Source organism: Kitasatospora sp. MAP12-44 (assembly GCF_029892095.1).
Classification (GTDB): Bacteria; Actinomycetota; Actinomycetes; order Streptomycetales; family Streptomycetaceae; genus Kitasatospora.
The window spans coordinates 7,664,917-7,689,381 of the sequence record NZ_JARZAE010000004.1; the positions used below are offsets into that span (position 1 = coordinate 7,664,917).

Consider the following 24,465-nt stretch of genomic DNA (forward strand, 5'->3'; position numbering starts at 1 on the left):
TAAGTGATCGACGCGAGACGACTGCGGACCCTGCGCGCCGTGGCGGACCACCGGACGGTGACCGCCGCGGCCGCCGCGCTCTACCTGACCCCCTCCGCGGTGTCCCAGCAGCTCGCCGCCCTGGAGCAGGAGACCGGGCACGAGCTGCTGGCCCGGGACGGCCGGGGCGTGCGGCTGACGGCGGCGGGGGAGATCCTGGTCACCCACGCCGACGCGGTCCTCGCCCAGTTGGAACGGGCCGAGGCGGACCTCGCGGCGTACGCGGCCGGCGCGCAGGGGCAGGTCACCGTCGCCGCCTTCGCCACCGGCATCACGCTGGTGCTCGCCCCGGCGATCACCACGCTGGCCGCCGTCGCGCCGGGTGTGCGGCTGCGCGTGCTGGACGCCGAGGGCGACGCCAGCCTGCCGATGCTGCTGGACGGCCAGGCGGACCTGGCAGTCGCCGTGGAGTACCGCGGCGCGCCCCGCGCGGACGACCGCCGGCTCACCCGGTTCCCGCTCTACGCCGAGCCGTTCGAGGCCGTGCTGCCCACCGGGCACCGGCTGGCGGCCGGGCCCGGGCCGGTCGCGATGGCCGAGCTGGCGGACGAGGCGTGGATCGGCCCCTACCCGGGCAACCCGTGCCATGACGTGGTGCTGCTGGCCTGCGAGCACGCGGGTTTCACGCCGCGCCTGATGCACTCCTCGGACGACTTCCGCGCGGTGGTCGCGCTCGCCTCGGCGGGCGCCGGGGTGGCGCTGGTGCCGCGCTCCGCGCTGACCGGCGTCGACCTCGGGCAGGTCGCGGTGCGGCCGGTGGACAGCGAGTTGGCGACCCGCAAGGTCTTCGCCGCGGTGCGCAGCGGGGCCGAGCGGCACCCGTTGATCCGGCCGGTGCTGGGTGCGCTGGCCGCGGCCGCGGACGAGCTGGCGGTCCGTTCCTGACCTTGGGTCAGGCCACTGGCATATGCTGCGAGACGGCCCGGACCCGTGACCAGGCGGGCGGGGCTCCACCCTCCGCAGCCGCCAGTAGCACCCGTAGGAGCGACCGTTGAGTGACGCCACCCCCGAGCACCCGGACGCGTACGACCCCGCGCAAGACCTGTTGCCGGTGGCGGTGATCGGACTCGGCGACATCGCCCAGAAGGCGTACCTGCCGGTCCTCGCCGCGCTGCCGGGGCTCGATCTGCGGCTGATGACCCGCAATCGGGCCAAGCTGGACCGGATCGGCGACGCCTACCGGATCGCCGAGCGCTTCACCGACCTCGGCGAGCTGATCGACAGCGGTGTGAGAGCCGCTTTCGTGCACGCGGCCACCGACCAGCACGTGACCATCGCCGAGCGGCTGCTGACCGCCGGCATCGACGTCTACGTGGACAAGCCGCTCGACTACCGCCTTGACGGCGCACGCCGGTTGACCGATCTCGCCGAGAACCTGGGCCGCTCGCTGATGGTCGGCTTCAACCGCCGCTACGCCCCGAGCTATGTGCAGGCCAAGGAGCGGCCGCGCGATCTGATCATCCTTCAGAAGAATCGCGAGGGTCTGCCGGAAGCCGCCCGCACCCTGGTGTTCGACGACTTCATCCACGTGGTGGATTCGCTGCGCTTCCTCGTCCCCGGCGAGATCGAGCACGTGGACGTTCGCTCCCGGACCCGCGACGGGCTGGTGGAGCATGTGGTCCTCACCCTGGCCGGCGACGGATTCACCGCGCTGGGCATCATGAACCGGATGAGCGGCTCCACGGAGGAGGTGCTGGAGGTCTCCGGCGGCGACTCCAAGCGCGAGGTCCGCAATCTCGCCGAGGTGATCGACCACCGGGGCCAGCCCACCGTGCGCCGGCGCGGTGACTGGGTACCGGTGGCCCGTCAGCGCGGTATCGAGCAGATCGTGGTCAACTTCCTCGACGCCGTCCGGGCCGGCAAGACCATCGACGCGCGTGATGCGCTGCGCACCCACGAGCTGTGCGAGCTGATCGTCGAGCGGATCGGGTGACCGGGTGACCACGTGACCGGGTGACCGGGTGACCGGGTGACCGGCAAAGGGTGAGGGCGGCCCGCTCGAATGAGCGGGCCGCCCTCACCTCATGGCCTCCCGGGTCCTGAGACCCGGGCGGGAGCCCTCGCCGATGCGCCTCGTCGCGCGCGAGTCCTCGCCCTCACCCCGGCCGGGGGGTCAGGTCGTGCCTCCGTGCCTGCGTGCTTACGCGCTGGGGCTGTCGGTCGCGCCCGCGGAGGGCTGGCCCGAGCCGCGGGCCGGAAGCAGCGGCGCGCAGGTCTTGTACGCGGTGGCGGTGGCCGGGTCCGCGGTGTTCAGCGCGCCCAGGCCGCCGGTGGCGGGCAGGGTCACGCCGTGGTCCTTCATGCAGCTGGTGAAAGCCTGCATCGCGGTGCTGTTGAGACCGCCGTTGCCGCCACGGCCCTGGCCGCCCTTGGGGCGCAGCGAGGCGCAGGCGTCCATCGCGGCCTTCATCGCCGGGTTCGCGGAGGCGCCCGCGCCCGGGTAGCCGCCGCCGAAACCGCCGCCGTACCCGCCACCGCCGGTGCCGCCGCTGGGCGCACCACTGGGCCGGCCGCTCGGACGTCCGCTGGGCCGGGCCGGCAGGGTCACGCCGTGCTGGGACAGGCAGCTGGTGTACGCGGCCATCGCCGCGCCGCGGCTGCCCGAGGCGGAGGTGGACGGGGACGGGGAGCTGGACGAGCTCGCGGTCGCAGTCGACGACGAGGAGCAGCCGGTGAGCAGCAGCAGGCCCGAGACGAGGACGGCGCCAGCGCCGGCGGTACGGATGGTGGTCCGGGACAAGGCCGGTGCCTCCTAGATACAGGGAAACGGATAGGCCGCCGGCGCCTTGCGGGGACGCAGCGCCGACGGCCCTCTGACTGAACCGCACCGTCGTTTAGGATCCCTGGGCCTTGCTGGGAATTCGCTGGGATCTAGGGCGTCCGCATTGATCGATCATGAGTGCGGATAGCGATGATGTGTGCCGTTATGTCGGATTTCTGATCGACTCGTTCTGATGCCGCTGTCATCGAACTCCCAGCCTCTTCGTGGTCGATGGAGGTGGAAGCTTTGCGCCGGCATGGGTCTGGCAAGAAGATCACGTGCCCGATAGGTGCCCGAATGGCTGGGATCACCGCGACCGCGAACTACTGCGGGGCGTCGGCCGCGGGTGCACCGGGTCTGTGCGCCAGGAAGCTGACGTGCTGCCTGGTCTGCGTGCCGGTGGGCTCCTTCAGCAGCCGTGAGGTGACGACCAGCCCGGCCGCGCCCAGCAGTTCGGCGACACGGTCGGGAGGCAGCAGGTGGGACTCGAGGGACACCGGGTGGCCGTACGCGTGCCGCAGCTGCCGCAGCTCGTCGCCGACGTGCGTCCCCAGCAGGAGGTGACCGCCCGGTGCCAGCGTCCGGTGGAACTCGCTGAACACCGCGGACAGGTGCTCCAGCGGGGTGTGGTGGGTGGAGTACCAGGCGAGGATGCCGCCGAGTTCGCCGTCCGCGAGATCCAGCGCCGCCATCGAGCCCGTACGGAACCGCAGGTGAGGATAGCCGCGCCGGGCCACCTCGACCATCGCGGGCGAGAGGTCGACGCCGAACGCCGGCACGCCGAGCCCGTCCAGGTACGCCGTCAAGTAGCCCGGCCCGCAACCAAGATCAGCGACCGGCCGGTCCCCGGCGCGCTGGACGAGCTCGGCGAACGCCGTCAGCACCGCACGGTCCAGCGGACTGCCCGCGAGCCAGTCCCTGTTCAGCTCCGCGTAGTCGGCGGCGACGGTGTCGTAGGACGCCCGAGTGGCGGCCAGGTACGAGTGCTCAGTCATGCGCCCCACCGTAGCGAGCCCTCGCGCGCGCGGCCTCGCAGCAGAGACCCTGGCGCGACCTGGCCCTGCTCCACGCCGCGAAGCAGCAGAGAGACGCGCTCGTCACCCTCGGGGCCGGGCGGCCGACGCCGGGTGCTCCGACGTCGACCGCTGCTCCGCTGTGATCCGAACGCGAGGACCTAGAAGCAGTTCCAGTAGCTGGTCCAGTCGCCCGAGCCGTTCGGGGTGCCGCGCCAGCGCCAGCAGCCGCTGGACAGGGGGCTCCAGCCGGTGGACGCGTACTGGTAGTAGGGCTGGTAGTCGCCGCCGTCCGGGAAGCCGGACGGGTTGTAGAGCTCCGCCATGGTCCAGGCCTGGTGGCCGGTCTGGTTCCACGTGTTGACGCAGAGGCTTCCGCCGTCGTACGAGCGGATCAGGCGCGTGCTGAAGCCGTTGGCGTCGTGTTGCGCGATGACGTTCCCGTTGCAGTAGCCGTTCGCCGCCTGGGCGGCGGTCGGCAGACTGACCGTCAGTGCAGCGGTCACCGCCACCGCCGCGCCGAGCCCGGCCAGCCGTCGTCGTATCGCCTTCAAGGTGGTGCCCCCGTATCCCCGTGTCCATGTGGCGGACCCCTGGCGGGGCCCACCCGTGCTGATCACGAAGGCTAGGGGCTCGGGAAGTCGGGCAGCAGGGTGGAATCGGCCGAAGACCCGTAGGTTTTCGGCCAACCGGAGCGCGGGTTGTCGACCCGCCTCAGCTGGGTTCGGTCGGCGGGTACGGCTGTTCGTCCTCGCGGCGGGCCAGACCGTGGCCCGTGACGCGCCAGGCGAGGCTGTGGCAGGTCAGGGCCCACGTTTCGGGTGCTCGTCGGAGCCGATCCAGCCAGTCCCGGAGTTCGGGGAGCGCGTGCTCACGCAGGATGCCGCGGGCGTGGGCCCGTTCGCCGGCCGGGAGCGGGGTGATGCTGATCCGCACAGGCGACAACTCGGCTGGGGACCTGCTGTATCCGTAGTTCGAGAAGGTCACGCTGTTCCGTGAGACCTGCAGGAGCGTGCTGTCGTGCTGAGGATGCTCGTAGAAGCTGAGACGGACCTCATCCATCAGCGGCTCGCCCAGCACCGCGCGGATGTCCGTCGGCGTGAGCGGCCACGACAGGTGGCGTGGCAGTCTGCGGTTACGAGCTGGCATGCACCGGAGAGTGGCACATGCCCTGGCGGAAGCGCATGCGAGTTTCGACACCGCCGGCGGCTGCGGGCTGGAGAACAAGCATGCATGATTGCTTTTTTCGTTCATCGCTGCCACGCTTCCCACGAGCGGACGAAGGGGTGCGTGGTGGGCGAACTCGGGTCGGGGCAAGGGCAGATGCTGCGGGTCGGCAATGCCTCGGGGTTTTACGGGGACCGGTTCTCGGCGGTGCGGGAGATGTTGACCGGCGGGCCGCTGGACGTGCTGACCGGGGACTATCTCGCCGAGCTGACCATGCTGATCCTGGCGCGGGACCGGCTGAAGGACCCGCGGGCGGGGTATGCCAAGACCTTTCTGCGGCAGCTGGAGGAGTGCCTGGGGCTGGCCGTCGAGCGCGGGGTGCGCATCGTGGTAAACGCGGGCGGGCTGAACCCGGGTCGACTGGCCGAGGCGATCCGGGAGTTGGCGCAGGCGCAGGGGCTGGCGCTGCGGGTCGCGCACGTCGAGGGGGACGATCTGCTGCCCCGGGCGGGCGAGTTCACCGATGCGACGACCGGGCTGCTCGCTGCGAACGCCTACCTCGGGGCCTGGGGGATCGCCCGGTGCCTGCGGTCCGGCGCCGAGCTGGTGGTGACCGGCCGGGTGACCGACGCGGCGCTGGTGGCCGGGCCCGCCGCCGCCCACTTCGGCTGGGGGCCACAGGACTTGGACGCTCTCGCCGGGGCCGTCGTGGCCGGCCATGTGCTGGAGTGCGGGGCGCAGGCGACCGGCGGAAACTACGCCTTCTTCGCCGAAGCCGAGCACGCCGAGCACCAGATGGCCCGTCCCGGCTTCCCGCTCGCCGAGGTCTTCGCGGACGGCAGCTGCGTGATCACCAAGCACCCGGGCACCGGCGGCGCCGTCACCACCGGCACCGTCACGGCCCAGCTGCTCTACGAGACCGGCGCCGCCCGCTATGCCGGGCCGGACGTGACGGCCCGGCTTGACACCGTACGGCTGGCGCAGGACGGCCCCGACCGGGTACGGATCAGCGGCGTGCGCGGCGAGGCCCCGCCGCCGACCCTCAAGGTCGGGCTGAACCGGATCGGCGGCTGGCGCAACGAGGTGGTCTTCGTGCTCACCGGCCTGGAGATCGAGGCCAAAGCCGCCCTGGTCCGCAGCCAGTTGGAGCAGGCGCTGGAGGGCGAGCGCCGCCCGGCGGAGGTCCGCTGGACGCTAGCCCGCACCGACCAGCCCGACGCCCCGACCGAGCAACAGGCCAGTGCGCTACTGCAGTTGACCGTGCGCGACCAGGACGCCGGCAAGGTCGGCAGGCCCGTCGGCGCGGCCGCCGTCGAGCTGGGCCTGGCCGGCTACCCGGGCTTCCACCTCACCGCGCCGCCCGGGCCGGGCGCGCCGTACGGGGTGTTCGAGGCCGCGTACCTGGACGCCAAGCTGGTCGAGCACTGGGCCGTGCTCCCGGACGGCGCCCGCATGGCGATCGCACCCGCCGCGGTGACCCGAGAGTTGGCCGACCTCCCGCAGCCCGAGCTCCCCGAGCCGCTGCCGCAGGGCCCGACCAGGTCGGCGCCGCTCGGCCTGCTGGTCGGCGCGCGCAGCGGCGACAAGGGCGGCGACGCCAACGTCGGCCTCTGGGCCCGCAGTGAGGACGGCTGGCGCTGGCTGGCGCACACCCTCACCGTTCAGCGGCTGCGCGAACTGCTGCCCGAGGTGGCCGAGTTGCCGGTGGCCCGGCACCTGCTGCCGAACCTGTGGGCGGTCAACTTCGTGATCACCGGCCTGCTCGGCGAAGGCGTGGCCGCGCAGGCCCGGTTCGACCCGCAGGCCAAGGCGCTGGGGGAGTGGCTCCGCTCGCGTCACCTCGACATCCCGGAGGCCCTGCTGTGACCGTCCTGACCTCCCGCCTGGACCCGGGTTCGCCGGACTACGCCGCGCACCGTACCGCGATGCTCGGCAAGTTGGCCGATCTGGACACCGAGCACGCCAAGGCGCTGGCCGGCGGCGGACCCAAGTACGTGGAACGCCACCGCGCCCGGGGCAAGTTGCTGGCGCGCGAGCGGATCGAGCTGCTGCTCGACCCCGACTCGCCGTTCCTGGAGCTCTCCCCGCTGGCCGCCTGGGGCAGCGACTACCCGGTGGGCGCCGCCCTGGTGACCGGCATCGGCGTGGTCGAGGGCACCGAGTGCGTGATCACCGCCAACGACCCGACGGTGCGCGGCGGCGCGAGCAACCCGTGGACGCTGCGCAAGGCGCTGCGGGCCAATGAGATCGCGCTGCGCAACCGGCTGCCGCTGATCAACCTGGTCGAGTCCGGCGGCGCCGACCTGCCCAGCCAGAAGGAGATCTTCATCCCGGGTGGCGCGCTCTTCCGCGACCTCACCCGGTTGTCGGCGGCCGGGGTCCCGACCGTCGCGGTGGTCTTCGGCAACTCCACCGCCGGCGGCGCGTATGTGCCGGGCATGTCCGACCACACCGTGATGGTCAAGGAGCGGGCCAAGGTCTTCCTCGGCGGCCCGCCGCTGGTCAAGATGGCCACCGGTGAGGAGTCCGACGACGAGTCGCTCGGCGGCGCCGAGATGCACGCCCGCACCTCGGGCCTGGCCGACTTCTTCGCCGCCGACGAGCGCGACGCCTGCCGACTGGCCCGCCGGATCGTGCACCGCCTGCACTGGCGCCGGGTCGGCGCCGCGCCCGACCCGCTCGCGCCGGCGCCGAAGTACGACGAGGAGGAGCTGCTCGGCATCGTTCCGGGCGACCTCAAGGTGCCCTTCGACCCGCGCGAGGTGATCGCGCGAGTCGTCGACGGGTCCGACTTCGACGAATTCAAACCCCTCTACGGGTCGAGCCTGGCCACCGGCTGGGCCAGCCTGCACGGCTACCCGGTCGGCATCCTGGCCAATGCGCAGGGCGTGCTCTTCTCGGCCGAGTCGCAGAAGGCCGCCCAGTTCATCCAGCTGGCCAACCAGCGCGACATCCCGCTGCTCTTCCTGCACAACACCACCGGCTACATGGTCGGCAAGGACTACGAGCAGGGCGGCATCATCAAGCACGGCGCGATGATGATCAACGCGGTGGCCAACAGCACGGTGCCGCACATCTCCGTCCTGATGGGCGCCTCCTACGGCGCGGGGCACTACGGCATGTGCGGGCGGGCCTACGACCCGCGCTTCCTGTTCGCCTGGCCGAGCGCCAAGTCGGCGGTGATGGGACCCCAGCAGCTGGCCGGGGTGCTCTCCATCGTCGCCCGGCAGTCGGCCGCGGCCAAGGGGCAGCCGTACGACGAGGACGCCGACGCCGCGATCCGGGCCATGGTGGAGCAGCAGATCGAGGCGGAGTCGCTGCCGGCCTTCCTCTCCGGGCGGCTCTACGACGACGGTGTGATCGACCCGCGCGACACCCGCACCGTGCTGGGCCTGTGCCTCTCCGCGATCCACCGCGCGCCGGTGCAGGGCGCGCGCGGCTACGGCGTCTTCCGGATGTGAGAGAGCGTGTGAGGGAGCAACGGATGATCACAACCCTGCTGGTCGCCAACCGGGCGGAGATCGCCAGGCGGGTCCTGCGGACCTGCCGCGACCTCGGCATCGCCACGGTGGCGGTGTACTCGGACCCGGACGCGGACGCCCTCCACGTCCGCGAGGCCGACACCGCCGTCCGACTGCCGGGCGCGGCGCCCGCGGACACCTACCTGCGGGCGGACCTGCTGGTCCGGGCCGCGCTGGAGGCGGGCGCGGACGCCGTCCACCCGGGCTACGGCTTCCTCTCCGAGGACCCGGCGTTCGCACAGGCGGTGCTGGACGCGGGGCTGACCTGGGTCGGCCCACCGCCGCAGGCGATGGCCGCGATGGGCTCCAAGACCGCGGCCAAGCGGCTGATGTCGGCGGCCGGGGTCCCGGTGCTGGGCGCCGTCGACCCGGCCGAGGCCACCGAGGCGGACCTGCCGCTGCTGGTGAAGGCGGCGGCCGGCGGCGGCGGGCGAGGTATGCGAGTGGTGCGCGAACTGTCGGATCTGCCGGGCGAGTTGGCGGCGGCGCAGGCCGAGGCGGCAGCCGCCTTCGGCTCCGGCGAGGTGTTCTGCGAGCCGTACCTGCCCACCGGCCGGCATGTCGAGGTCCAGGTGCTCGCGGACGCGCACGGCACGGTCTGGGCGCTCGGCGAGCGCGACTGCTCGCTCCAGCGGCGCCACCAGAAGGTGCTGGAGGAGGCCCCGGCGCCCGGCCTGGACGACACCCTGCGCGCCCAACTCTGCGACGCCGCAACGGCAGTGGCCCGCGCGATCGGCTACACCGGCGCCGGCACCGTGGAGTTCCTGCTCGCCCCGGACGGGCGGTTCTTCTTCCTGGAGATGAACACCCGCCTCCAGGTGGAGCACCCGGTCACCGAGTGCGTCACCGGGCTCGACCTGGTGGCCCTGCAACTCGAGGTCGCAGAGGGCGGGTTGCTTCGCGCCACACCGCCGCCGGTACGCGGTCACGCGATCGAGGCCCGCCTCTACGCCGAGGACCCGGCGCAGGACTGGCAGCCGCAGACCGGCACCCTGCGGCGCTTCCAGCTGGACGGCATACGCTTCGAACCGGGCGAGGCGCCAACCGGGTTGCGGGTCGACTCCGGAGTCGCCGACGGCTCGGCAGTGGGCATCCACTACGACGCGATGCTCGCCAAGGTGATCGCCTGGGCGCCCACCCGGGCCGCCGCCGCCCGCCGGCTGTCCGCCGCGCTGGCCCAGGCCCGGATCCACGGACTCGTCACCAACCGGGAGTTGCTGGTGCGCGCGCTGCGCCACCCGGCGTTCCTGGCCGGCCGGGTGCACACCGGCTTCCTCACCGAGCACGCCGCCGATCTGCTGGCGGCGCCGCAGGACAAGCAGCTGCTGTCGCTCGCCGCGCTGGCCGCCGCCCTCGCGGACGCCTCGGCGCACCCGGGCGCGCTGCCCTCGGGCTGGCGCAACCTGCCCTCGCAGCCCCAGGTCAAGCGCTATCTGGCCGCCGACGGCAGCGAGTTGGAGGTCCGCTACCGGTTGACCCGGGATGGCCTGCGGGCCGAGGGCCACCCGGGCGTGCGGTTGCTGAGCGCCGAGCCGCAGCAGGTGGTGCTGGAGCTGGACGGCCTGCGCCACACCCTGCGGGTGGCCGACTACGGCGACACCGTGCACGTGGACCGGGCGGCCGGCGCCGTCGCACTGACCGTCCTGCCGCGCTTCCCGCAGCCGCAGGAGCAGCGCACCCCCGGCGCCCTGCTCGCGCCGATGCCGGGCACCGTGGTCCGGCTGGCGGCAGCCGTCGGCGACCGCGTCACGGCCGGACGCCCGCTGCTCTGGCTGGAGGCGATGAAGATGGAGCACCAGGTGGTCGCCCCGCTGGACGGCACGCTCACCGAACTGCGCGCGGTGGCCGGCCAGCAGGTCGAGCTGGGCGCCGTCCTCGCCGTCGTCGAGGCGGCCGACCCGCAGTAGTCCCCGAACCCGCACGCCAGCCAATCCCCGTACCAGCCAAGCCCCTTCAAGCCCGGGAGGACCGGACATGTCCGCACCGCGCACCACCGAGAACCCGCTGATCGAGACGCCCGAGCGCATCGCACTGCGCCAGGCGGTCGGAGACCTGGGTCGCCGCTACGGCTCCGCCTACTTCCTCGCCAAGGCCCGAGCGGGTGAGCAGACCGACGAACTCTGGCGCGAGGCAGGCAAGTTGGGCTACCTCGGGGTCAACCTCCCGGAGGAGTACGGCGGTGGCGGCGGCGGGGTCGTCGACCTGGCCATCGTGCTGGAGGAACTCGGCACGGTGGGCTGCCCGTTGCTGATGCTGGTGGTCTCCCCGGCGATCTGCGGCACGATCATCGCCCGCTTCGGAACCGACGCGCAGAAGCAGCAGTGGCTGCCCGGACTCGCCGACGGCACCCGCCGGATGGCCTTCGCCATCACCGAGCCCGAGGCCGGCTCCAACTCGCACCGGCTCTCCACCGTCGCCCACCGCGATGGCGGGGACTGGGTGTTGAACGGCCGCAAGGTCTTCATCTCCGGCATCGACGGCTCGGACGCCGTACTGGTGGTCGGCCGGACCGCGGACGCCCGCACCGGCAAGCTCAAGCCGGCCCTGTTCATCGTCCCGCGCCAGACCCCGGGCTTCGAGTACCGCCCGATCCCGATGGAACTCATCTCGCCCGAGCGGCAGTTCCAGGTCTTCCTGGACGACGTCCGGCTGCCGGCGGACGCCCTGGTCGGCGACGAGAACGCCGGGCTGCTGCAGCTCTTCGCCGGCCTCAACCCCGAGCGCGTGATGACCGCCGCCTTCTCCCTCGGTGTCGCCCGCCAGGCTCTCAACACCGCGGTGGAGTACGCCAAGACGCGCACCGTCTGGGACAACCCCATCGGCGCCCACCAGGGTCTGGCGCACCCGCTGGCGCAGTGCGCCATCGAGATCGAACTCGCCCGCCTGATGATGTTCAAGGCCGCCCACCTCTACGACGCCGGCGACGACCAGGGCGCCGGCGAGGCCGCCAACATGGCCAAGTACGCCTCCGGCGAGGCCGCCACCCGCACCGTCGACCAAGCCGTGCAGACCCTGGGCGGCAACGGCCTCACCCAGGAGTACGGGCTGGCCGCGCTGATCGCCGCCACCCGGGTCGGCCGGGTCGCCCCGGTCAGCCGCGAGATGATCCTCAACTACGTGGCCCAGCACACCCTGGGGCTCCCGCGCTCGTACTGAGCGCTGCGGGGGCGTGCGCGCCGGAGCCGGTGGGTACCAACCCGGGCATCCGGCGCGTACCGCCTCTGGTACAGACCGGTCGGCAACCATTCGCCCACCTCGCAGGAGTCCCGATGGTGTTCCGCAGTGAGTACCCCGACGTGCCCGTCCTCGACCTGCCGATCCACGAGGCGGTGCTCGGTGGGGCCGCCCGGTTCGGCGACACCCCCGCGCTGATCGACGGGCTGACCGGCGAGAGCCTGAGCTACACCCAACTCGCAGCCTCCGTCGGCCGGGTGGCGGCCGGCCTGGCCGAGGCCGGGGTGCGCAAGGGTGACGTGGTGGCGCTGCACAGCCCCAACTCGATCGCCTTCCCGCTCGCCTTCTACGGCTGTAGCCGGGCCGGCGCCACCGTGACGACGGTCAGCTCGCTCGCCACCCCGGGGGAGTTGGCCGGGCAGCTGCGCGACAGCGGTGCGCGCTGGATCATCACCGTCTCCGCCCTGCTCCCCGTCTCGCTCGCCGCCGCCGAGGAGTTGGCCAAGGACGGCATCGAGCTGCGCGAGATCATCGTCTGCGACGGCGGACCGGATCGGCCGGAGCGCTCCCTCGCCGACCTGCTGGCCTGCACCGGTCCCGCACCGGAGGTGGCCTTCGACCCGGCCAGCGACGTCGCGGTGCTGCCGTACTCCAGCGGCACCACCGGCCTGCCCAAGGGCGTGATGCTCACCCACCGCTCGATCGCCACCAACCTCGCGCAGGTCGACGGCCTGCACCACCCCGAGCCGGGCGAGCGAATCATAGCGATCCTCCCGTTCTTTCACATCTACGGCATGACCAGCCTCCTCAACCGCCAACTGCGTTCCGGCTGCACGGTGGTGGTGCTGCCGCGCTTCGACCTGGAGCAGTTCCTGCGGACCGTGCAGGACCATCGCGTCGAGGGCCTCTTCGTCGCCCCGCCGATCGTGCTGGCGCTGGCCAAGCACCCGCTGGTCGACAGCTTCGACCTCTCCTCGGTGCGCTATGTGCTGAGCGCCGCCGCGCCGCTGGACGCCGCGCTCGCGGCGGCCTGCGCCGCCCGGCTGGGCCTGGACACCGTCCGCCAGGGCTACGGGATGACCGAACTCTCCCCGGTCACCCACCTGGTGCCGCTGGAGGACACCGACTCCCCGCCCGGCACGGTCGGCAAGCTGATCGCGTCCACCGAGATGCGGGTGGCCGCGCTGGACGGCTCGGACGACGACCTCGGGGTCGGCGAGACGGGCGAACTCCTGTTCCGCGGACCGCAGGTGATGAAGGGCTACTTCGGTCGCCAGAGCGAGACCGACGCGATGATCGACCCCGACGGCTGGCTGCACACCGGGGACGTCGGACGGGTCGACGAGCGCGGATACCTCCATGTGGTCGACCGGGTCAAGGAGTTGATCAAGTACAAGGGCTACCAGGTGGCCCCCGCCGAGCTGGAGGCGCTGCTGCTGACCCACCCGCAGGTGGTGGACGCGGCGGTGATCGGGGTCACCGACGAGGACGGCACCGAGCGGCCGAAGGCCTTCGTGGTGCGCAGCCCCGGCAGCGGGATCACCGAGGCCGAGGTGATGGAGTTCGTGGCGGGCCGGGTCGCGCCGTACAAGAAGGTCCGCGCGGTGGAATTCCTGGACGCCGTGCCCAAGTCGGCCGCCGGCAAGATCCTGCGCCGCGAGCTGCGCGCCCGCTGACCAGCTCACCCGCTGACCAGCACACCCGCCAACCGCCCCGGTCACCGTCTGCGAGGATCACGGTGGCCGGGTCGAGGACCCGGACAGACCCCGCACTACTCCGGAGCGCACCGCCGATGACCACCGCCGCCCGCACCCCCCAGCAGGACCGCAGTCGCGCCACCCGCCGCCGGCTGCTGGAGGCGGCCGTGGAGTGCCTGGCCGAGCTGGGCTGGAACGGCAGCACCGTCGCCGTGGTGGCCGAACGCGCCGGCGTCACCCGGGGCGCCGCGCAGCACCACTTCCCGACCCGCGAGGACCTCTTCACGGCCGCCGTCGAACACGTCACGGTCGAGCGGCTGGCCGCCGTCCGCGCCGACACCGGCGAGCTGCCGCCGCCCGGCCCGGCCCGCACCGAGGCGGTGGTCGACCTGATCGTCCGGCTCTACACCGGCCCGCTCTTCCGCGCGGCCCTGCAACTGTGGGTGGCCGCCGCGACCGAGGAGCCGCTGCGTGAGCGGATCGTCGCGCTGGAGAACCGGGTCGGCCGCGAGTCGCACCGCGCCGCCGTCGAGTTCCTCGGCGCGGACGAGGGCACCCCGGGCGTGCGCGAGAGCGTCCAGGCCACCATGGATCTGGCCCGCGGCCTGGGTCTGGCCAATCTGCTCACCGACGACGGCGCCCGCCGGTCCGGCGTGGTCCGCCAGTGGGCCCGCCTGCTGGACGACGCGCTGGCACAGTCCGCCCGCTGACGCTCCCCGAACACGTCCCCGCACTCCCGCCAGACCCACAGGTTTGGTCGAAGCACTGCCGTACGGGAGGCTTTGCGGTAACTTCCCCTCCTACTCGTTCTGTCGAGCGGTCGCCGCGGTGCCGATGTCCGGGCAGTCTGAGTCTGAGAAGCCCACAGCAGGGAAGTACAGCAGCAGGAAGTTCAGCTCATCAGAGAAGTACAGCTAGTACCGGGGGCCCGGCCAGGGCCCCCGTGACCGGGAACGAGCCGCCTGGGTGGTTTCCAGACCAATGCACGCACCAGACTCCGGCCCCCCGACCGAGGGGGAGCAGAGAACCGAAGAGCGGGACCGGCTGGACGGCCGGCCGGACGACCGGTCCGCCGCCGCCGAGCCGTCCGTCGCTGCCGCTGAGCCATTCCCGAACGTCTCCGTCGAGCCGCATGCCGCCGGGCCGCGCGCCGTCGAGCCGCCCGACATCACCCCGGCCCGCCTGGACGGCCACCGCCTGGTCCCGCTCGCCACCGCCCTGCTGGACGCCGACGGGCGCGTCCTGCACTGGAGCGAGGACGCGGAGCGCCTGCTCGGCTGGAGCGCCGACGACATCATCGGCAAGTTCGCCGCGCCCATGCTGGTCGGCGAGAACCACCGGGCCGAGGTGCTCGGGCTCTACCAGCGCATCATGGCCGGCCGCCGCTGGTCCGGTGTCTTCCCGGTCCGCCACCGCGACGGCCACGAGGTCGAGCTGGAGTTCCGCACCTACGGCATCGAGGGCCCGGACGGCCGGCCGCTGGTGCTCGCCACCGGCTCGGACGTCCGGGCGCTGCGCCAGGTCGAGGCGGACCTCGCCGTGCTGGACGGCTTCTTCACCCAGTCCCCGATCGGCATGGCGGTCTACGACACCGAGATGCGCTTCGTGCGGCTCAACGAGGCGCTGGCCCGGATCAACGGGCTGCGCGTCGAGGACCACCTCGGCCGGCGGATCGACGCCGTGCTGCCCGGGCTCAACGGCAGCGAGATAGAGGCGGTGATGCGCAAGGTGCTGGCCTCCGGCGTGCCGGTGGTGGACGCCCGCTCGCACGGCCGCACCCCCGGCGACCCGCGCCGCGACCGGGCCTGGTCGGCCTCCTACTTCCGGCTGGAGGACCCGACAGGCCGAGTGCTCGGCGTCAGCTCCTCGATCATCGACGTCACCGCCCGCTTCCAGGCCGAGGCCCGCGCCTCCCGGGCCCAGGAGCGGCTGGCGATGCTGGCCGCCGCCACCGCCCGGATCGGCACCACCCTGGACCTCAAACGCACCGCCGAGGAGCTGGTCGAGGCGGTGGTCCCGCGGTTCGCCGACTTCTCCACCGTCGACCTGCTCGACCCGGTGCTGCAGGGCGAGGAGCCCGGACTGCTCGCGCCGGACCAGGGCGTTCGGCTGCGCGCGGTGGCCTCGGGCGAGGCGTACGAGTCGGGCGTGTCGATGCTGGCCGACCAGGTCGGCGAGACCACCGCCTTCGACTCGCACCGGATGTACACCCGGACCCTGCGCAGCGGGCGCGCGCTGGTCATCCCCCATATGGACGAGCCGACGCTGCGCAAGCTGGCGGCCAAGCCGGAGCGGGTCGCCCCGGCGATCGAGGCGGGCGTCCACTCGTACTTGCTGGTGCCGCTGATGGCCCGCGGCAAGGTGCTCGGCGGCGCCGAGTTCGTCCGGATGCGCAACCCAGAGCCGTTCAGCGACGCCGACGTCTCGCTCGCCGAGGAGCTGGTGGCCCGCACCGCCGTCTGCATGGACAACGCCCGGCTCTACCGCCGCGAGCGGGAGACCGCGCTGACCCTGCAGCGCAGCCTGCTGCCGCAGGAGATCCACCGCACCCTCGGCCTGGAGATCGCCTACCGCTACCTGCCCAGCAGCGTGGTCAGCGAGGTCGGCGGCGACTGGTTCGACGTCGTCCCGCTCTCCTGCGGGCGGGTCGCCCTGGTGGTCGGCGACGTGATGGGCCACGGCATCCGGGCGGCCGCCACGATGGGCCAGCTGCGCACCGTCGCGCGCACCCTGGCCACCCTCGACATGGCGCCCGCCCAGGTGCTCACCCGTCTGGACGAGACCGCCAACGGCATCGGCGAGGGCCAGTTCGCCACCTGCGTCGTCGCGGTCTACGACCCGGTGGACCGCAGCTGCACGCTCTCCAGCGCCGGCCACCTGCCGCCGGTGGTGATGGACGCGGACGGCACCGCGCGGGTGCTCACCCCGCCGGCGGGCGTGCCGCTGGGGGTCGGCGGGGTGGCGTTCGAGAACGTCGAGTTCACGCTGCCCGAGGGCGGCATCCTCGCGCTCTACACCGACGGCCTGGTGGAGCGCCGCGGCCAGGACATCGACCAGGGCATCGACGAGCTGCGCCGCACCCTGGCCGAGCGCGGCCGCACGCTGGAGGCGCACTGCGACGCGGTGGTCTCCACGCTGGTGCGCGGCGGTTCCGAGGACGACATAGCGATGATCATGGCGCGGGCGCTGCCGGTGCCGGGCGACCGGATCGCCACCCTGGTGCTCAGCGACGAGCGCCGGGCGCCCGCGCTGGCCCGCCGCTTCACCCGCGCGACCCTCGCCGCCTGGGGCCTGAACCCGCTCGCGGAGTTCGCCGAACTGCTGGTCAGCGAACTGGTCACCAACGCACTCGTGCACGCGGGGGAGCCGCGCCGGCTGCGGCTCTTCCGCGACCGCGCGCTGACCATGGAGGTCGCCGACTCCGCCGGGCAGGCCCCCCGGCTGCGCCCGTTCGGCTCCGAGGACGAGGGCGGCCGCGGGATGCACCTGATCAACGAACTGGCCCACCGCTGGGGCAGCCGTCCGCTCAAGGACGGCAAGGTGGTCTGGGCCGAACTGGAACTCCCGCTCGGCAGCTGACGACCGGCGCCGGCGCCGCTGACGACCAGCCCCGGCAGCGGCACCAGCCCCGGCACCGGCATCAGCCCCGGCTACGCCGCCTTGGGCCGCTCGCGCAGCAGGAACCAGGCCAGCGCCGCGCCCGCGATCAGCAGCCCGGCGGCCAGCATCGCGGCGACGCCCAACCCGTGCACGAAAGAGTCCCGGGCCTGCTGCAGCAGTCCCTCGCCGACCCCGGCGGGCAGCGCGGCGGCGACCTCCGCCGCGCCGCCCAGCGACTCGCGGGCCTGGGTGGCGAGCTGCGGGGCGACCCCGGCGTCCATCGGGATGCCGCCCGCGTAGACCGCGGTCAGCACCGAGCCGAAGAGCGCGATGCCCAGCGCGGTGCCGAGCTCGTAGGCGGTCTCCGAGACGGCCGACGCCGCGCCCGACTTCTGCTCGGGCGCGGCGGTCAGCACCAGGTCCGCCGAGAGCGTGTAGACCAGCCCCTCGCCGGCACCGAGCACCGTGAAGACCGCCGCCAGCAGCAGGTAGGCGGTGTCCTGCCGCAGCCAGCCCAGGACGCCCATCGCCAGGCCCATCGCCAGCAGCCCGCCCACCAGCGCGGTCCGGGCGCCGGCCCGGCGGGCGAACCGGGCGCAGAGCATCGAGGCCAGCACGGCCCCGGCGAAGGCCGGCATCTCGGCCAGCCCGGCCTTGAGCGGCGAGTAACCGCGCACCAGTTGCAGGTACTGCGAGATGAAGAAGACCACCCCGGCCAGCCCGATCAGCGCCACCAGCGCGCCCACGATGGCCGCGGTGAAGCGCCGGTCGGCGAACAGCCGCACGTCCAGCAGCGGTGTGGCCAGCCGCAGTTGGCGCCGTACGAAGACCACGAGCGCGAGGCTGCCGAGCACCGCGGCGGTCGGCACGTCCCAGCGGTCCACGCCGTGTGCCGCCGCTTCCTTGACCGCGTAGACCACCGCGATCACGCCGGCCATCGACAGCAGCACGCTCGCCACGTCCCAGCGGCCCGGCTTGGGGTCCCGCGACTCGGGCAGCAGCCAGCCGCCGAGCACCAGCAGCAGCACCATCACCGGCAGGTTGAGCAGGAAGACCGAGCCCCACCAGAAGTGCTCCAGGAGCAGCCCGCCGACCAGCGGCCCGGCGGCCGCGCCGGCGGTGGCCGCGGCGCCCCAGATGCCGATAGCGGTGCCGCGCTCGCGGGCGTCCGGGAAGAGCGAGCGGATCAGCGACAGAGTGGACGGCATGATCGTCGCGCCGGCCACGCCGAGCAGCGCCCGGGCGGCGATCAGCCAGCCGGGACCGGGGGCGTAGGCGGCCACCAGGGAGGCCGCGCCGAAGGCGGCGGTGCCGAGCAGCAGCAGCTTCTTGCGCCCGATCCGGTCGCTCAACGAGCCCATGCTGACCAGCAGTCCGGCCAGGACGAAGGAGTAGACGTCGCCGATCCAGAGCAGCTGGGTGCTGCTGGGGTGCAGGGTCTCGGTGATCGAGGGGATCGCCAGGACGAGGACGGTCGCGTCGATGGCGACCAGCACGATGCCGAGGACCAGGACGCCCAGGCCGATCCAGCGGCGGTTGTCGGGGCTGTGCAGAGGGGTGGTGCGCAGAGCGGTGGTACTCATGGGGTGGAAGGTCTCCTGAGAGCTCCGCCGAGGAAGAGCTCGATGAGGGCGAAGGCACTGTCGCGTGGGGCCAGTCGGCCGTCCTGGACGGCCCATCCGACGCCGGCCAGCAGGTCGAAGAAGGCCTCGCTGAGCCAGCTCGCGGACAGCTCGATCCGGAAGACCCCCTCCTGCTGACCGCGCAGGAAGAGCCCGCGGACCCGGGCGTCCTGGTCCTCCCAGAGGGCGCAGAGCTCGGGATCGTCGAAGAGCTGGTTCTCGCCCGCCAGGAAGGCGCAGAGCGCGGCGTCGGGGACCAGGATCTCGGCGAGCCGGCGCAGCGCGGCTTGCGCGTCGCCGACCTCGATGGTGGCGGTGTCCAGCGCGGCGTTGTACTTGCGCAGGCCCAGCAGGCCGACCTCGCGGATCAGCGCGTCGCGTCCCGGGAAGATCCGGTGCAGCGTGGCGCGGCTGATTCCGGCCGCCCGGGCGATCTCGTCCAGGTGGGCCGTCGGCTGCCGGGAGAGGACACCGACAGCCGCCTTGAGGACCGAGTCGCGATCAATAGCCATGAAAAGATGATAGCTCATATGAGACATTGATGTCTCATATGAGATTCTCCGTCTCCATTTGAAGGCGGCAAAAAACCGGAGGCGGCGATTGCCACCTCCGGTCGGAGCCCCTACCCGGACCCTGGAGCTCTCAGCTCTGGTTGTAGAAGCCGCTCTCGTCGAGCGGCCGGTCGATCACCGTGACCTCGACCTCGGCCGGCGTGAGGAGGAAGACCCGGCGGGCGATCCGCTCGATGCCGCCGTAGGTGCCGAAGACCAGGCCGGAGGCGAAGTCGACCATGCGCTTGGCCTCGGCGTCGTCCATCTCGGTCACGTCCATCACCACCGGGTTCCCGGCCCGGACGTGCTCACCGACCGCCCGGGCGGACTCGAAGCCGGTCGGCTTCAGCGAGACGATCTTCGCCACCTGCGGGATGGTGGGGGTCGCGTCCGCGATCGCCCAGGGATCCTCTTGCACGGCGGCCGGGTAGTTGCCGGAGGGCATCAGCCACCCGTTGTGGTGCTCGTCGCGAAGTGCTCCCATGCCGCGCCTCCCTGTCCTGTCCCCGTCTGGTCCCGGGAGTCGCGCGGCCATCTGACGCGCCATCCACTCGCCGGAACTGTCCGAGTATCGCACTGATCACCCCTGCGGCGCCCGCCCGGGCACGCCGTTCGGGTTTGTGGCGTGTGCCAGTGGCACACGCCGTCCCCACCCTGATCGGACGTCACCGGCGGACGGCCGGTTGCGCGTACAGGCCAACTGGCGCCCGAGTGCTGCTGGGTTGACGTGGCGTCACTGGCCGGTGCGGCCGTCCACGACCTCGCGCAGCAGGTCGGCGTGGCCGTTGTGCCGCGCGTACTCCTCGATCAGGTGGACCAGGATCCAGCGGAGCGTCACATGCCGTCCGCGCCGCTCCGCCTTGGCCACGGTCTCCAACGGCAGCCCCTGGATCGTCCGGTCGGAGCTCTCGATCTCGGCGCGCCAGATGCGCAGGGCCTCGACGGGGTCGGCGGTGTCGACCTGGTTGAAGTCCCCGTCCTCGTCCTCCTCGGTCCAGTAGAGGTCGGGGAGCTCGCTGCCGAGCAGGATGGTCTGGAACCAGTAGCGCTCCACCTCGGTCATGTGGCGCACCAGGCCGAGCAGGCTCAGCGAGGAGGGCGCCACCGAGCGCCGGCGCAGCTGTTCGTCCGTCAGGTCGGCGCACTTGAGGGCGAGGGTCTCGCGGTGGTAGTCCAGCCAGGCGATCAGCATGGTGGTCTCGTCGGCGGCGAGCGGCGGGTCGACCCGGGGATCGGGCGCAGGATTCGTCATGCCGACCATCTTTGCGCCAGAAGGGCCCTGCGGGCGAGGGGATTTGCGGTGGCAAAGAGCTGTCGGTCTAGGCTGCTGTCGGTACCGCCGATCCGACCCTGGGAGCACCCTCATGCCACGTCCCGTCACCATCGTCACCGGCGGGAGCCGCGGGATCGGCGCTGCGGTCTGCCGACGGCTCGCGGCGGACGGCCACGACCTGGCGGTCGGCTACCTGCGGGACGCCGGCTCCGCCGAGCAGGTGGCCGAGGACGCCCGGGCGCTCGGCGCGCGGGCGGTCACCGTCCAGCTGGACACCGCGCTGGAGGCCGACGTCGACCGGCTCTTCGACACCGCCGCCGAGCAACTCGGCCCGGTCGCCAACCTGGTCAACAACGCCGGGGTGACCGGACCGCTGGCCCCGATCACCGAGCTGCGCGCCGAGGACCTGCGCCGCGTGGTGGACGTCAACCTGATCGGCTACGTGCTCTGCGCCCGGCGCGCCGCACGGGACTTCACGCGTGGCGGCGCCATCGTCAACATCTCCTCGGCCGCCGCCACCCTGGGCAGCCCCGGCGAGTACGTGCACTACGCGGCGACCAAGGCCGCCACCGACGCGCTCACCGTCGGGCTGGCCAAGGAGCTCGGCCCGGCCGGGATCCGGGTCAACACCGTCTCGCCCGGGCTCACCAACACCGAGATGCACCGCGACATGGGCGACGCCGACCGCCCGACCCGGCTGGCCCCGGGCATCCCGCTGCGCCGAGCCGGCGAGCCCGCGGAGATCGCCTCCGCGGTGGCCTGGCTGCTCTCCCCGGACGCGGCCTACGCGACCGGCGCCAACCTGCGGATCTCCGGCGGGCTGTGAGCCAGAACTAGCTGCTAGGCGGTGCGGGCTGCGCGGGAGCGCCAGAGGGCGGCCAGGCTCACTGCGCCCATCAGGACGATCACCGCCGTGGAGGCGAGGAAGGCCGGCGAGCCGGGCGAGCCGGCGGCCGACCCGGCCACCACGTAGGCCGCGGTGCCCGGCAGCACACCCAGCCCGGTGGCGGCCAGGAACGGGCGCAGCCGTACGCCCGAGAAGGCCGCGCCCAGGTTCGCGGCCTGGAACGGCACGCCCGGGACCAGCCGTAGCAGCAGCACGCTGCGAAAGCCCCGCTCGGTGAGCTGGCGGTCCAGGCCGGTCAGCAGCTTGCCGCGGAGCAGCGGGCGCACCGCCTCGCGGCCGAGCCCGCGGCCCAGGCCGAAGGCGAGGGCGGCGCCCAGCGTGGTGCCGAGCACCGCGAGCGGCAGGCCGCGCTCCGCCCCGAACAGCACCCCGGCCGCCACGTTGAGCGCGGGCTTGGGCACGAACGCCAGCGTCCCCAGGGCGAAGAGCAGCGCGAAGAGCGGCGCCCGCCAGGCACCGGGCACGGCGGCGGACGGGTGCCGCGGGTCCCAGAACAGCACCGAGGCCGCGGCGCCCGCCAGGATCAGCGCCAGCAGGGCGAGCCGCGCCCAGGGGGAGCGCAGGGCGGTGGTGAGGGACGTCAGCAGGGGCACCACACGAGAGTAGGCCACCGCTAGCCGGCCGGGCGCAGGGCGCCTGCGGTCAGGGTCAGGGTGGCCGCCAGTGCCGTGACCAGCGCGAACGAGGCGGGCAGCGAGCTGGCCTGGGCGACGGCGCCGACCACGGCGGGGGCGACCAGGCCCGAGGTGTAGGTGACGGTGGCCACGCCCGCGATGGCCGCGCCGGGGTTGGGGCCGCGATGGCCCGCGGCGGCGAAGGCCAGTGGCACGACCACCGCGATGCCGATGCCGAGCAGGGCGAAGCCGGGGACGGCCAGGGCCGGCGTCCGGCCGGTGACCACCAGCAGTCCGCCGAGCGCGGCGACCGCCCCGCCCAGACGTACGGTGCGCACCGGGCCGAGCCGGCGCACCACCGCGTCCCCGGCCAGCCGCGCCGCGGCCATGGTGAACGCGAAGGCCGTGTACGCCGTCGCCGCCGTCCCGGCCGCCGCGCCGGTGACGTCGCGCAGGTAGACGCCGGACCAGTCCGCCCCGGCGCCCTCGGCGAAGACCGCGCAGAACCCGACCAGGCCGATCGCCAGCGCCGAGCGCGGCGGCAGCGCGAACCGCGGTGGCGCCGCTGCCTCGGGCTCGGCGCGGACGTCCGACACGTCGCGGCAGACCAGCTGCCCGAGCACCAGCAGCGCCGCCGAGGCCAGCAGGAGGTGGCTGCGGGCCGCCAGTTGCTGACGGGCCGCCAGCGCGCCGAAGCCCGCGGCGACCAGGCCGCCCGCGCTCCACAGGCCGTGCAGCCCCGACATGATCGAGCGGCCGACCCGCTGCTCGACCCCCACGCCCTCGGCATTCATCGCGACGTCGGCCATACCGGCGGTCGCCCCGAAGAACAGCAGGGCCAGGCAGAGCGCGGGCAGGCCGGGCATCGCGGCGGGCAGCGCGAGCGCCAGGCAGTAGAGCGCGAGCAGCAGCCGCAGGGCGGTTCGGGTGCCGAGCCGGTGGGTGACGCGTCCGGCCAGCGGCATCGCGAGGGTCGCGCCGATGGCCGGCATCACCAGGGCGAGGCCGAGTTGGCCCGGGCTCAGCTGCAACTGGCGCTGGATGGCCGGGATCCGGGTGGCGAAGCTGCCCGCGACCGCCCCGTGCACGGCGAACACCAGCGCGACGGCGATCCGCGACCGACGCAGTGAAGGGCGCGGTGAACGGCGCGGTGAACGGCGCGGTGAAGCGGAGGGGCTCGGCATGGCCGTTAAATTATCAGGAAGGAAACCTAATAGATAGATCTGGCAGGATCCGCCCATGACCACCGCACGCACGGCCACCCCCAGCACCGCCCGTGCGATCAACGACCGGCTGGCCCTGGAGCTGCTGCTCAGCCACGGCTCGCTGACCGCCACCGAACTGCACACCCTCACCGGCCTCTCCCGCCCCACCGTCTCCGACCTGCTGGAACGGCTCCAGCGCGGCGGCCTGGTGGCGGTCGTCGGCGAGCGCGGCGAGCAGCGCCGCGGGCCCAACGCCCGGGTGTACGGGCTGCGCTACGACCGCGCGCAGCTCGCCGGGATCGACCTGCGCACCGCCGGCGTCACGCTCGCCGTCGCCGACCTGGCCGGCCGCACGCTCGCCACCGCCGCGCTGGCCGTGGACCCCGCCGACCCGCCCGCCGACCTGGCCCAGCAGGTGCTGGAGCGGCTGCTGGAGACCGCGCGCGAGGTCGGCGTGCGCGAGCTGCACACCGTCGCCGTCGGTGCGCCCGGTCTGGTCGACCCGGCCACCGGAGCACTCAACTCGCCCAGCTCGCTGCCGGGTTGGCATGCCGAACTGGTCGAGGCGCTGCGCACCGGGCTGCCCGGCGAGGTGCTCCTGGAGAACGAGGTCAACCTGGCCGGGATCGCCGAGCACCGGATCGGCGCCGCCACCGACCGGGACACCTTCGTGCTGCTCTGGCTCGGCCACGGTGTGGGCGCCGCCGTGCTGCTGGACGGCCGGCTGCGGCGCGGCTTCTCCGGCGGCACCGGCGAGATCGCCTTCCTGCCGGTGCCGGGCACCGGCGGCCTGCCCAGCGCGACCGCGTGCGAGGGAGGCTTCCACAGCCTGGCCGGCAGCGCGGCGGTCTGCGCGCTGGCCCGCGAGCACGGCCTCCAGCCTCCCGCCGGCGGTGACGACGCGTCGGCCGCCGAGGCCGTGGTGCTGGCGGCCGTCGCGGCGGGCGAGCGGGGCGGGCCGTTCCTGGACGCGCTGGCCGGCCGGGTGGCGCTGGGCGCGGCCGGGGTCTGCGTGATCCTCGACCCGGGCTGCCTGGTGCTGGGCGGTGAGGTGGGCCGGGCCGGCGGCGCGGCGCTGGCCGACCGGGTCGCCGCCCGGTTGGCCGAACTCTCGCCGCTGCGCACCGAAGTGCGGGCCGGGACGGCCGGCGGCGGCGCGGTGCTCAGCGGCGCGGTACTGACGGCCTCCGACGCGGTCTGCCGCGACCTCTTCGGCGGGCGCTGAGCCCGTCCTGGTGCGGGAAAGGGCGACGGGATGCGAGAGGATGGCCCGACGGTCGGACGAGAACCGGTCGGACGAGAACCCGGTCGGACGAGAACG

The 24,465-nt window shown here is 73.3% G+C and carries 21 protein-coding genes; 11 read left to right on the forward strand and 10 right to left on the reverse strand.

All coding sequences use genetic code 11. The features are described 5' to 3' along the window. The first annotated feature begins 3 nt into the window (after nucleotides 1-3). The gene (locus P3T34_RS34930; RefSeq protein WP_280670099.1) at nucleotides 4-924 is read left to right on the forward strand and encodes a LysR family transcriptional regulator; all 921 of its coding nucleotides are present in this window, start codon (nucleotides 4-6) and stop codon (nucleotides 922-924) included. Nucleotides 925-1,084: 160 nt separating this feature from the next. Next, a complete protein-coding gene (locus P3T34_RS34935) occupies nucleotides 1,085-1,972 on the forward strand; it encodes a Gfo/Idh/MocA family oxidoreductase (RefSeq protein ID WP_280672570.1) in 888 nt (295 codons plus the stop codon). Between the two features lie 207 nt (nucleotides 1,973-2,179). Here P3T34_RS34935 and P3T34_RS34940 read toward each other — a convergent pair whose 3' ends face one another. The 4 genes from P3T34_RS34940 to P3T34_RS34955 all read right to left on the reverse strand — a co-directional run bounded on the left by P3T34_RS34940 (nucleotide 2,180) and on the right by P3T34_RS34955 (nucleotide 4,962). Next, nucleotides 2,180-2,779 carry a hypothetical protein gene (locus tag P3T34_RS34940; RefSeq protein WP_280670101.1) on the reverse strand — a complete coding sequence of 200 codons (600 nt, stop codon included), beginning with the start codon at nucleotides 2,777-2,779 and terminating at the stop codon, nucleotides 2,180-2,182. Nucleotides 2,780-3,123: 344 nt separating this feature from the next. Next, nucleotides 3,124-3,795: a class I SAM-dependent methyltransferase gene (locus tag P3T34_RS34945; protein ID WP_280670103.1), complete on the reverse strand. Its 672-nt coding sequence runs from the start codon at nucleotides 3,793-3,795 to the stop codon at nucleotides 3,124-3,126. A gap of 179 nt (nucleotides 3,796-3,974) precedes the next feature. Then, nucleotides 3,975-4,367, reverse strand: coding sequence for a hypothetical protein (locus P3T34_RS34950; RefSeq protein ID WP_280670105.1), 393 nt, complete (start codon nucleotides 4,365-4,367; stop codon nucleotides 3,975-3,977). A 160-nt stretch (nucleotides 4,368-4,527) separates the two neighbouring features. Beyond that, nucleotides 4,528-4,962 carry a hypothetical protein gene (locus P3T34_RS34955; protein WP_280670107.1) on the reverse strand — a complete coding sequence of 145 codons (435 nt, stop codon included), beginning with the start codon at nucleotides 4,960-4,962 and terminating at the stop codon, nucleotides 4,528-4,530. Between the two features lie 174 nt (nucleotides 4,963-5,136). On the opposite strand from P3T34_RS34955, the gene P3T34_RS34960 reads away from it, so the two are divergent. From P3T34_RS34960 to P3T34_RS34990, 7 genes are all read left to right on the forward strand, one after another. Beyond that, nucleotides 5,137-6,846 (forward strand): DUF1446 domain-containing protein, encoded by a 1,710-nt coding sequence (locus P3T34_RS34960; RefSeq protein ID WP_280672572.1) that lies wholly within the window; start codon nucleotides 5,137-5,139, stop codon nucleotides 6,844-6,846. Beyond that, nucleotides 6,843-8,441, forward strand: a complete 1,599-nt coding sequence (locus P3T34_RS34965) for a carboxyl transferase domain-containing protein (protein ID WP_280670109.1) — start codon at nucleotides 6,843-6,845, stop codon at nucleotides 8,439-8,441. Before P3T34_RS34960 ends, P3T34_RS34965 begins: the two co-directional genes overlap by 4 nt. Nucleotides 8,442-8,464: 23 nt before the next feature. Further along, on the forward strand, nucleotides 8,465-10,408 hold the full coding sequence (locus P3T34_RS34970; RefSeq protein ID WP_280670111.1) for a biotin carboxylase N-terminal domain-containing protein: 1,944 nt from the start codon (nucleotides 8,465-8,467) through the stop codon (nucleotides 10,406-10,408). Nucleotides 10,409-10,475: 67 nt separating this feature from the next. Beyond that, complete coding sequence (locus P3T34_RS34975) at nucleotides 10,476-11,657, forward strand: acyl-CoA dehydrogenase (protein WP_280670113.1); 1,182 nt, start codon at nucleotides 10,476-10,478, stop codon at nucleotides 11,655-11,657. 113 nt (nucleotides 11,658-11,770) lie between these two features. Continuing rightward, entirely contained in the window at nucleotides 11,771-13,351 is a 1,581-nt protein-coding gene (locus P3T34_RS34980; protein WP_280670115.1) for an AMP-binding protein, read from the forward strand. Nucleotides 13,352-13,467: 116 nt separating this feature from the next. Continuing rightward, nucleotides 13,468-14,082, forward strand: a complete 615-nt coding sequence (locus P3T34_RS34985; protein ID WP_280670117.1) for a TetR/AcrR family transcriptional regulator — start codon at nucleotides 13,468-13,470, stop codon at nucleotides 14,080-14,082. A 271-nt stretch (nucleotides 14,083-14,353) separates the two neighbouring features. Beyond that, nucleotides 14,354-16,951: a SpoIIE family protein phosphatase gene (locus P3T34_RS34990; RefSeq protein ID WP_280670119.1), complete on the forward strand. Its 2,598-nt coding sequence runs from the start codon at nucleotides 14,354-14,356 to the stop codon at nucleotides 16,949-16,951. 71 nt (nucleotides 16,952-17,022) lie between these two features. Here the strand turns inward: P3T34_RS34990 and P3T34_RS34995 are convergent, their stop codons facing one another. The 4 genes from P3T34_RS34995 to P3T34_RS35010 form a co-directional block, all read right to left on the reverse strand. Then, complete coding sequence (locus P3T34_RS34995; protein WP_280670121.1) at nucleotides 17,023-18,555, reverse strand: MFS transporter; 1,533 nt, start codon at nucleotides 18,553-18,555, stop codon at nucleotides 17,023-17,025. Further along, nucleotides 18,552-19,106, reverse strand: a complete 555-nt coding sequence (locus tag P3T34_RS35000) for a helix-turn-helix domain-containing protein (protein WP_280670122.1) — start codon at nucleotides 19,104-19,106, stop codon at nucleotides 18,552-18,554. The genes P3T34_RS34995 and P3T34_RS35000 overlap by 4 nt, the downstream gene beginning before the upstream one ends. A 130-nt stretch (nucleotides 19,107-19,236) precedes the next feature. Continuing rightward, a complete protein-coding gene (locus P3T34_RS35005; protein ID WP_280670124.1) occupies nucleotides 19,237-19,629 on the reverse strand; it encodes a cell division protein SepF in 393 nt (130 codons plus the stop codon). A gap of 249 nt (nucleotides 19,630-19,878) precedes the next feature. Next, on the reverse strand, nucleotides 19,879-20,397 hold the full coding sequence (locus P3T34_RS35010; RefSeq protein ID WP_280670126.1) for a DinB family protein: 519 nt from the start codon (nucleotides 20,395-20,397) through the stop codon (nucleotides 19,879-19,881). Nucleotides 20,398-20,509: 112 nt separating this feature from the next. Here P3T34_RS35010 and P3T34_RS35015 point away from each other — a divergent pair, with 112 nt between their 5' ends. Then, on the forward strand, nucleotides 20,510-21,244 hold the full coding sequence (locus tag P3T34_RS35015) for an SDR family oxidoreductase (protein WP_280670130.1): 735 nt from the start codon (nucleotides 20,510-20,512) through the stop codon (nucleotides 21,242-21,244). Between the two features lie 14 nt (nucleotides 21,245-21,258). Here P3T34_RS35015 and P3T34_RS35020 read toward each other — a convergent pair whose 3' ends face one another. After that, on the reverse strand, nucleotides 21,259-21,918 hold the full coding sequence (locus P3T34_RS35020) for a TVP38/TMEM64 family protein (RefSeq protein ID WP_280670131.1): 660 nt from the start codon (nucleotides 21,916-21,918) through the stop codon (nucleotides 21,259-21,261). 20 nt (nucleotides 21,919-21,938) lie between these two features. Continuing rightward, a complete protein-coding gene (locus tag P3T34_RS35025; RefSeq protein WP_280670133.1) occupies nucleotides 21,939-23,123 on the reverse strand; it encodes an MFS transporter in 1,185 nt (394 codons plus the stop codon). Nucleotides 23,124-23,178: 55 nt separating this feature from the next. Here P3T34_RS35025 and P3T34_RS35030 point away from each other — a divergent pair, with 55 nt between their 5' ends. Then, nucleotides 23,179-24,369: an ROK family transcriptional regulator gene (locus tag P3T34_RS35030; protein ID WP_280670135.1), complete on the forward strand. Its 1,191-nt coding sequence runs from the start codon at nucleotides 23,179-23,181 to the stop codon at nucleotides 24,367-24,369. The last annotated feature ends 96 nt before the right edge of the window (nucleotides 24,370-24,465 follow it).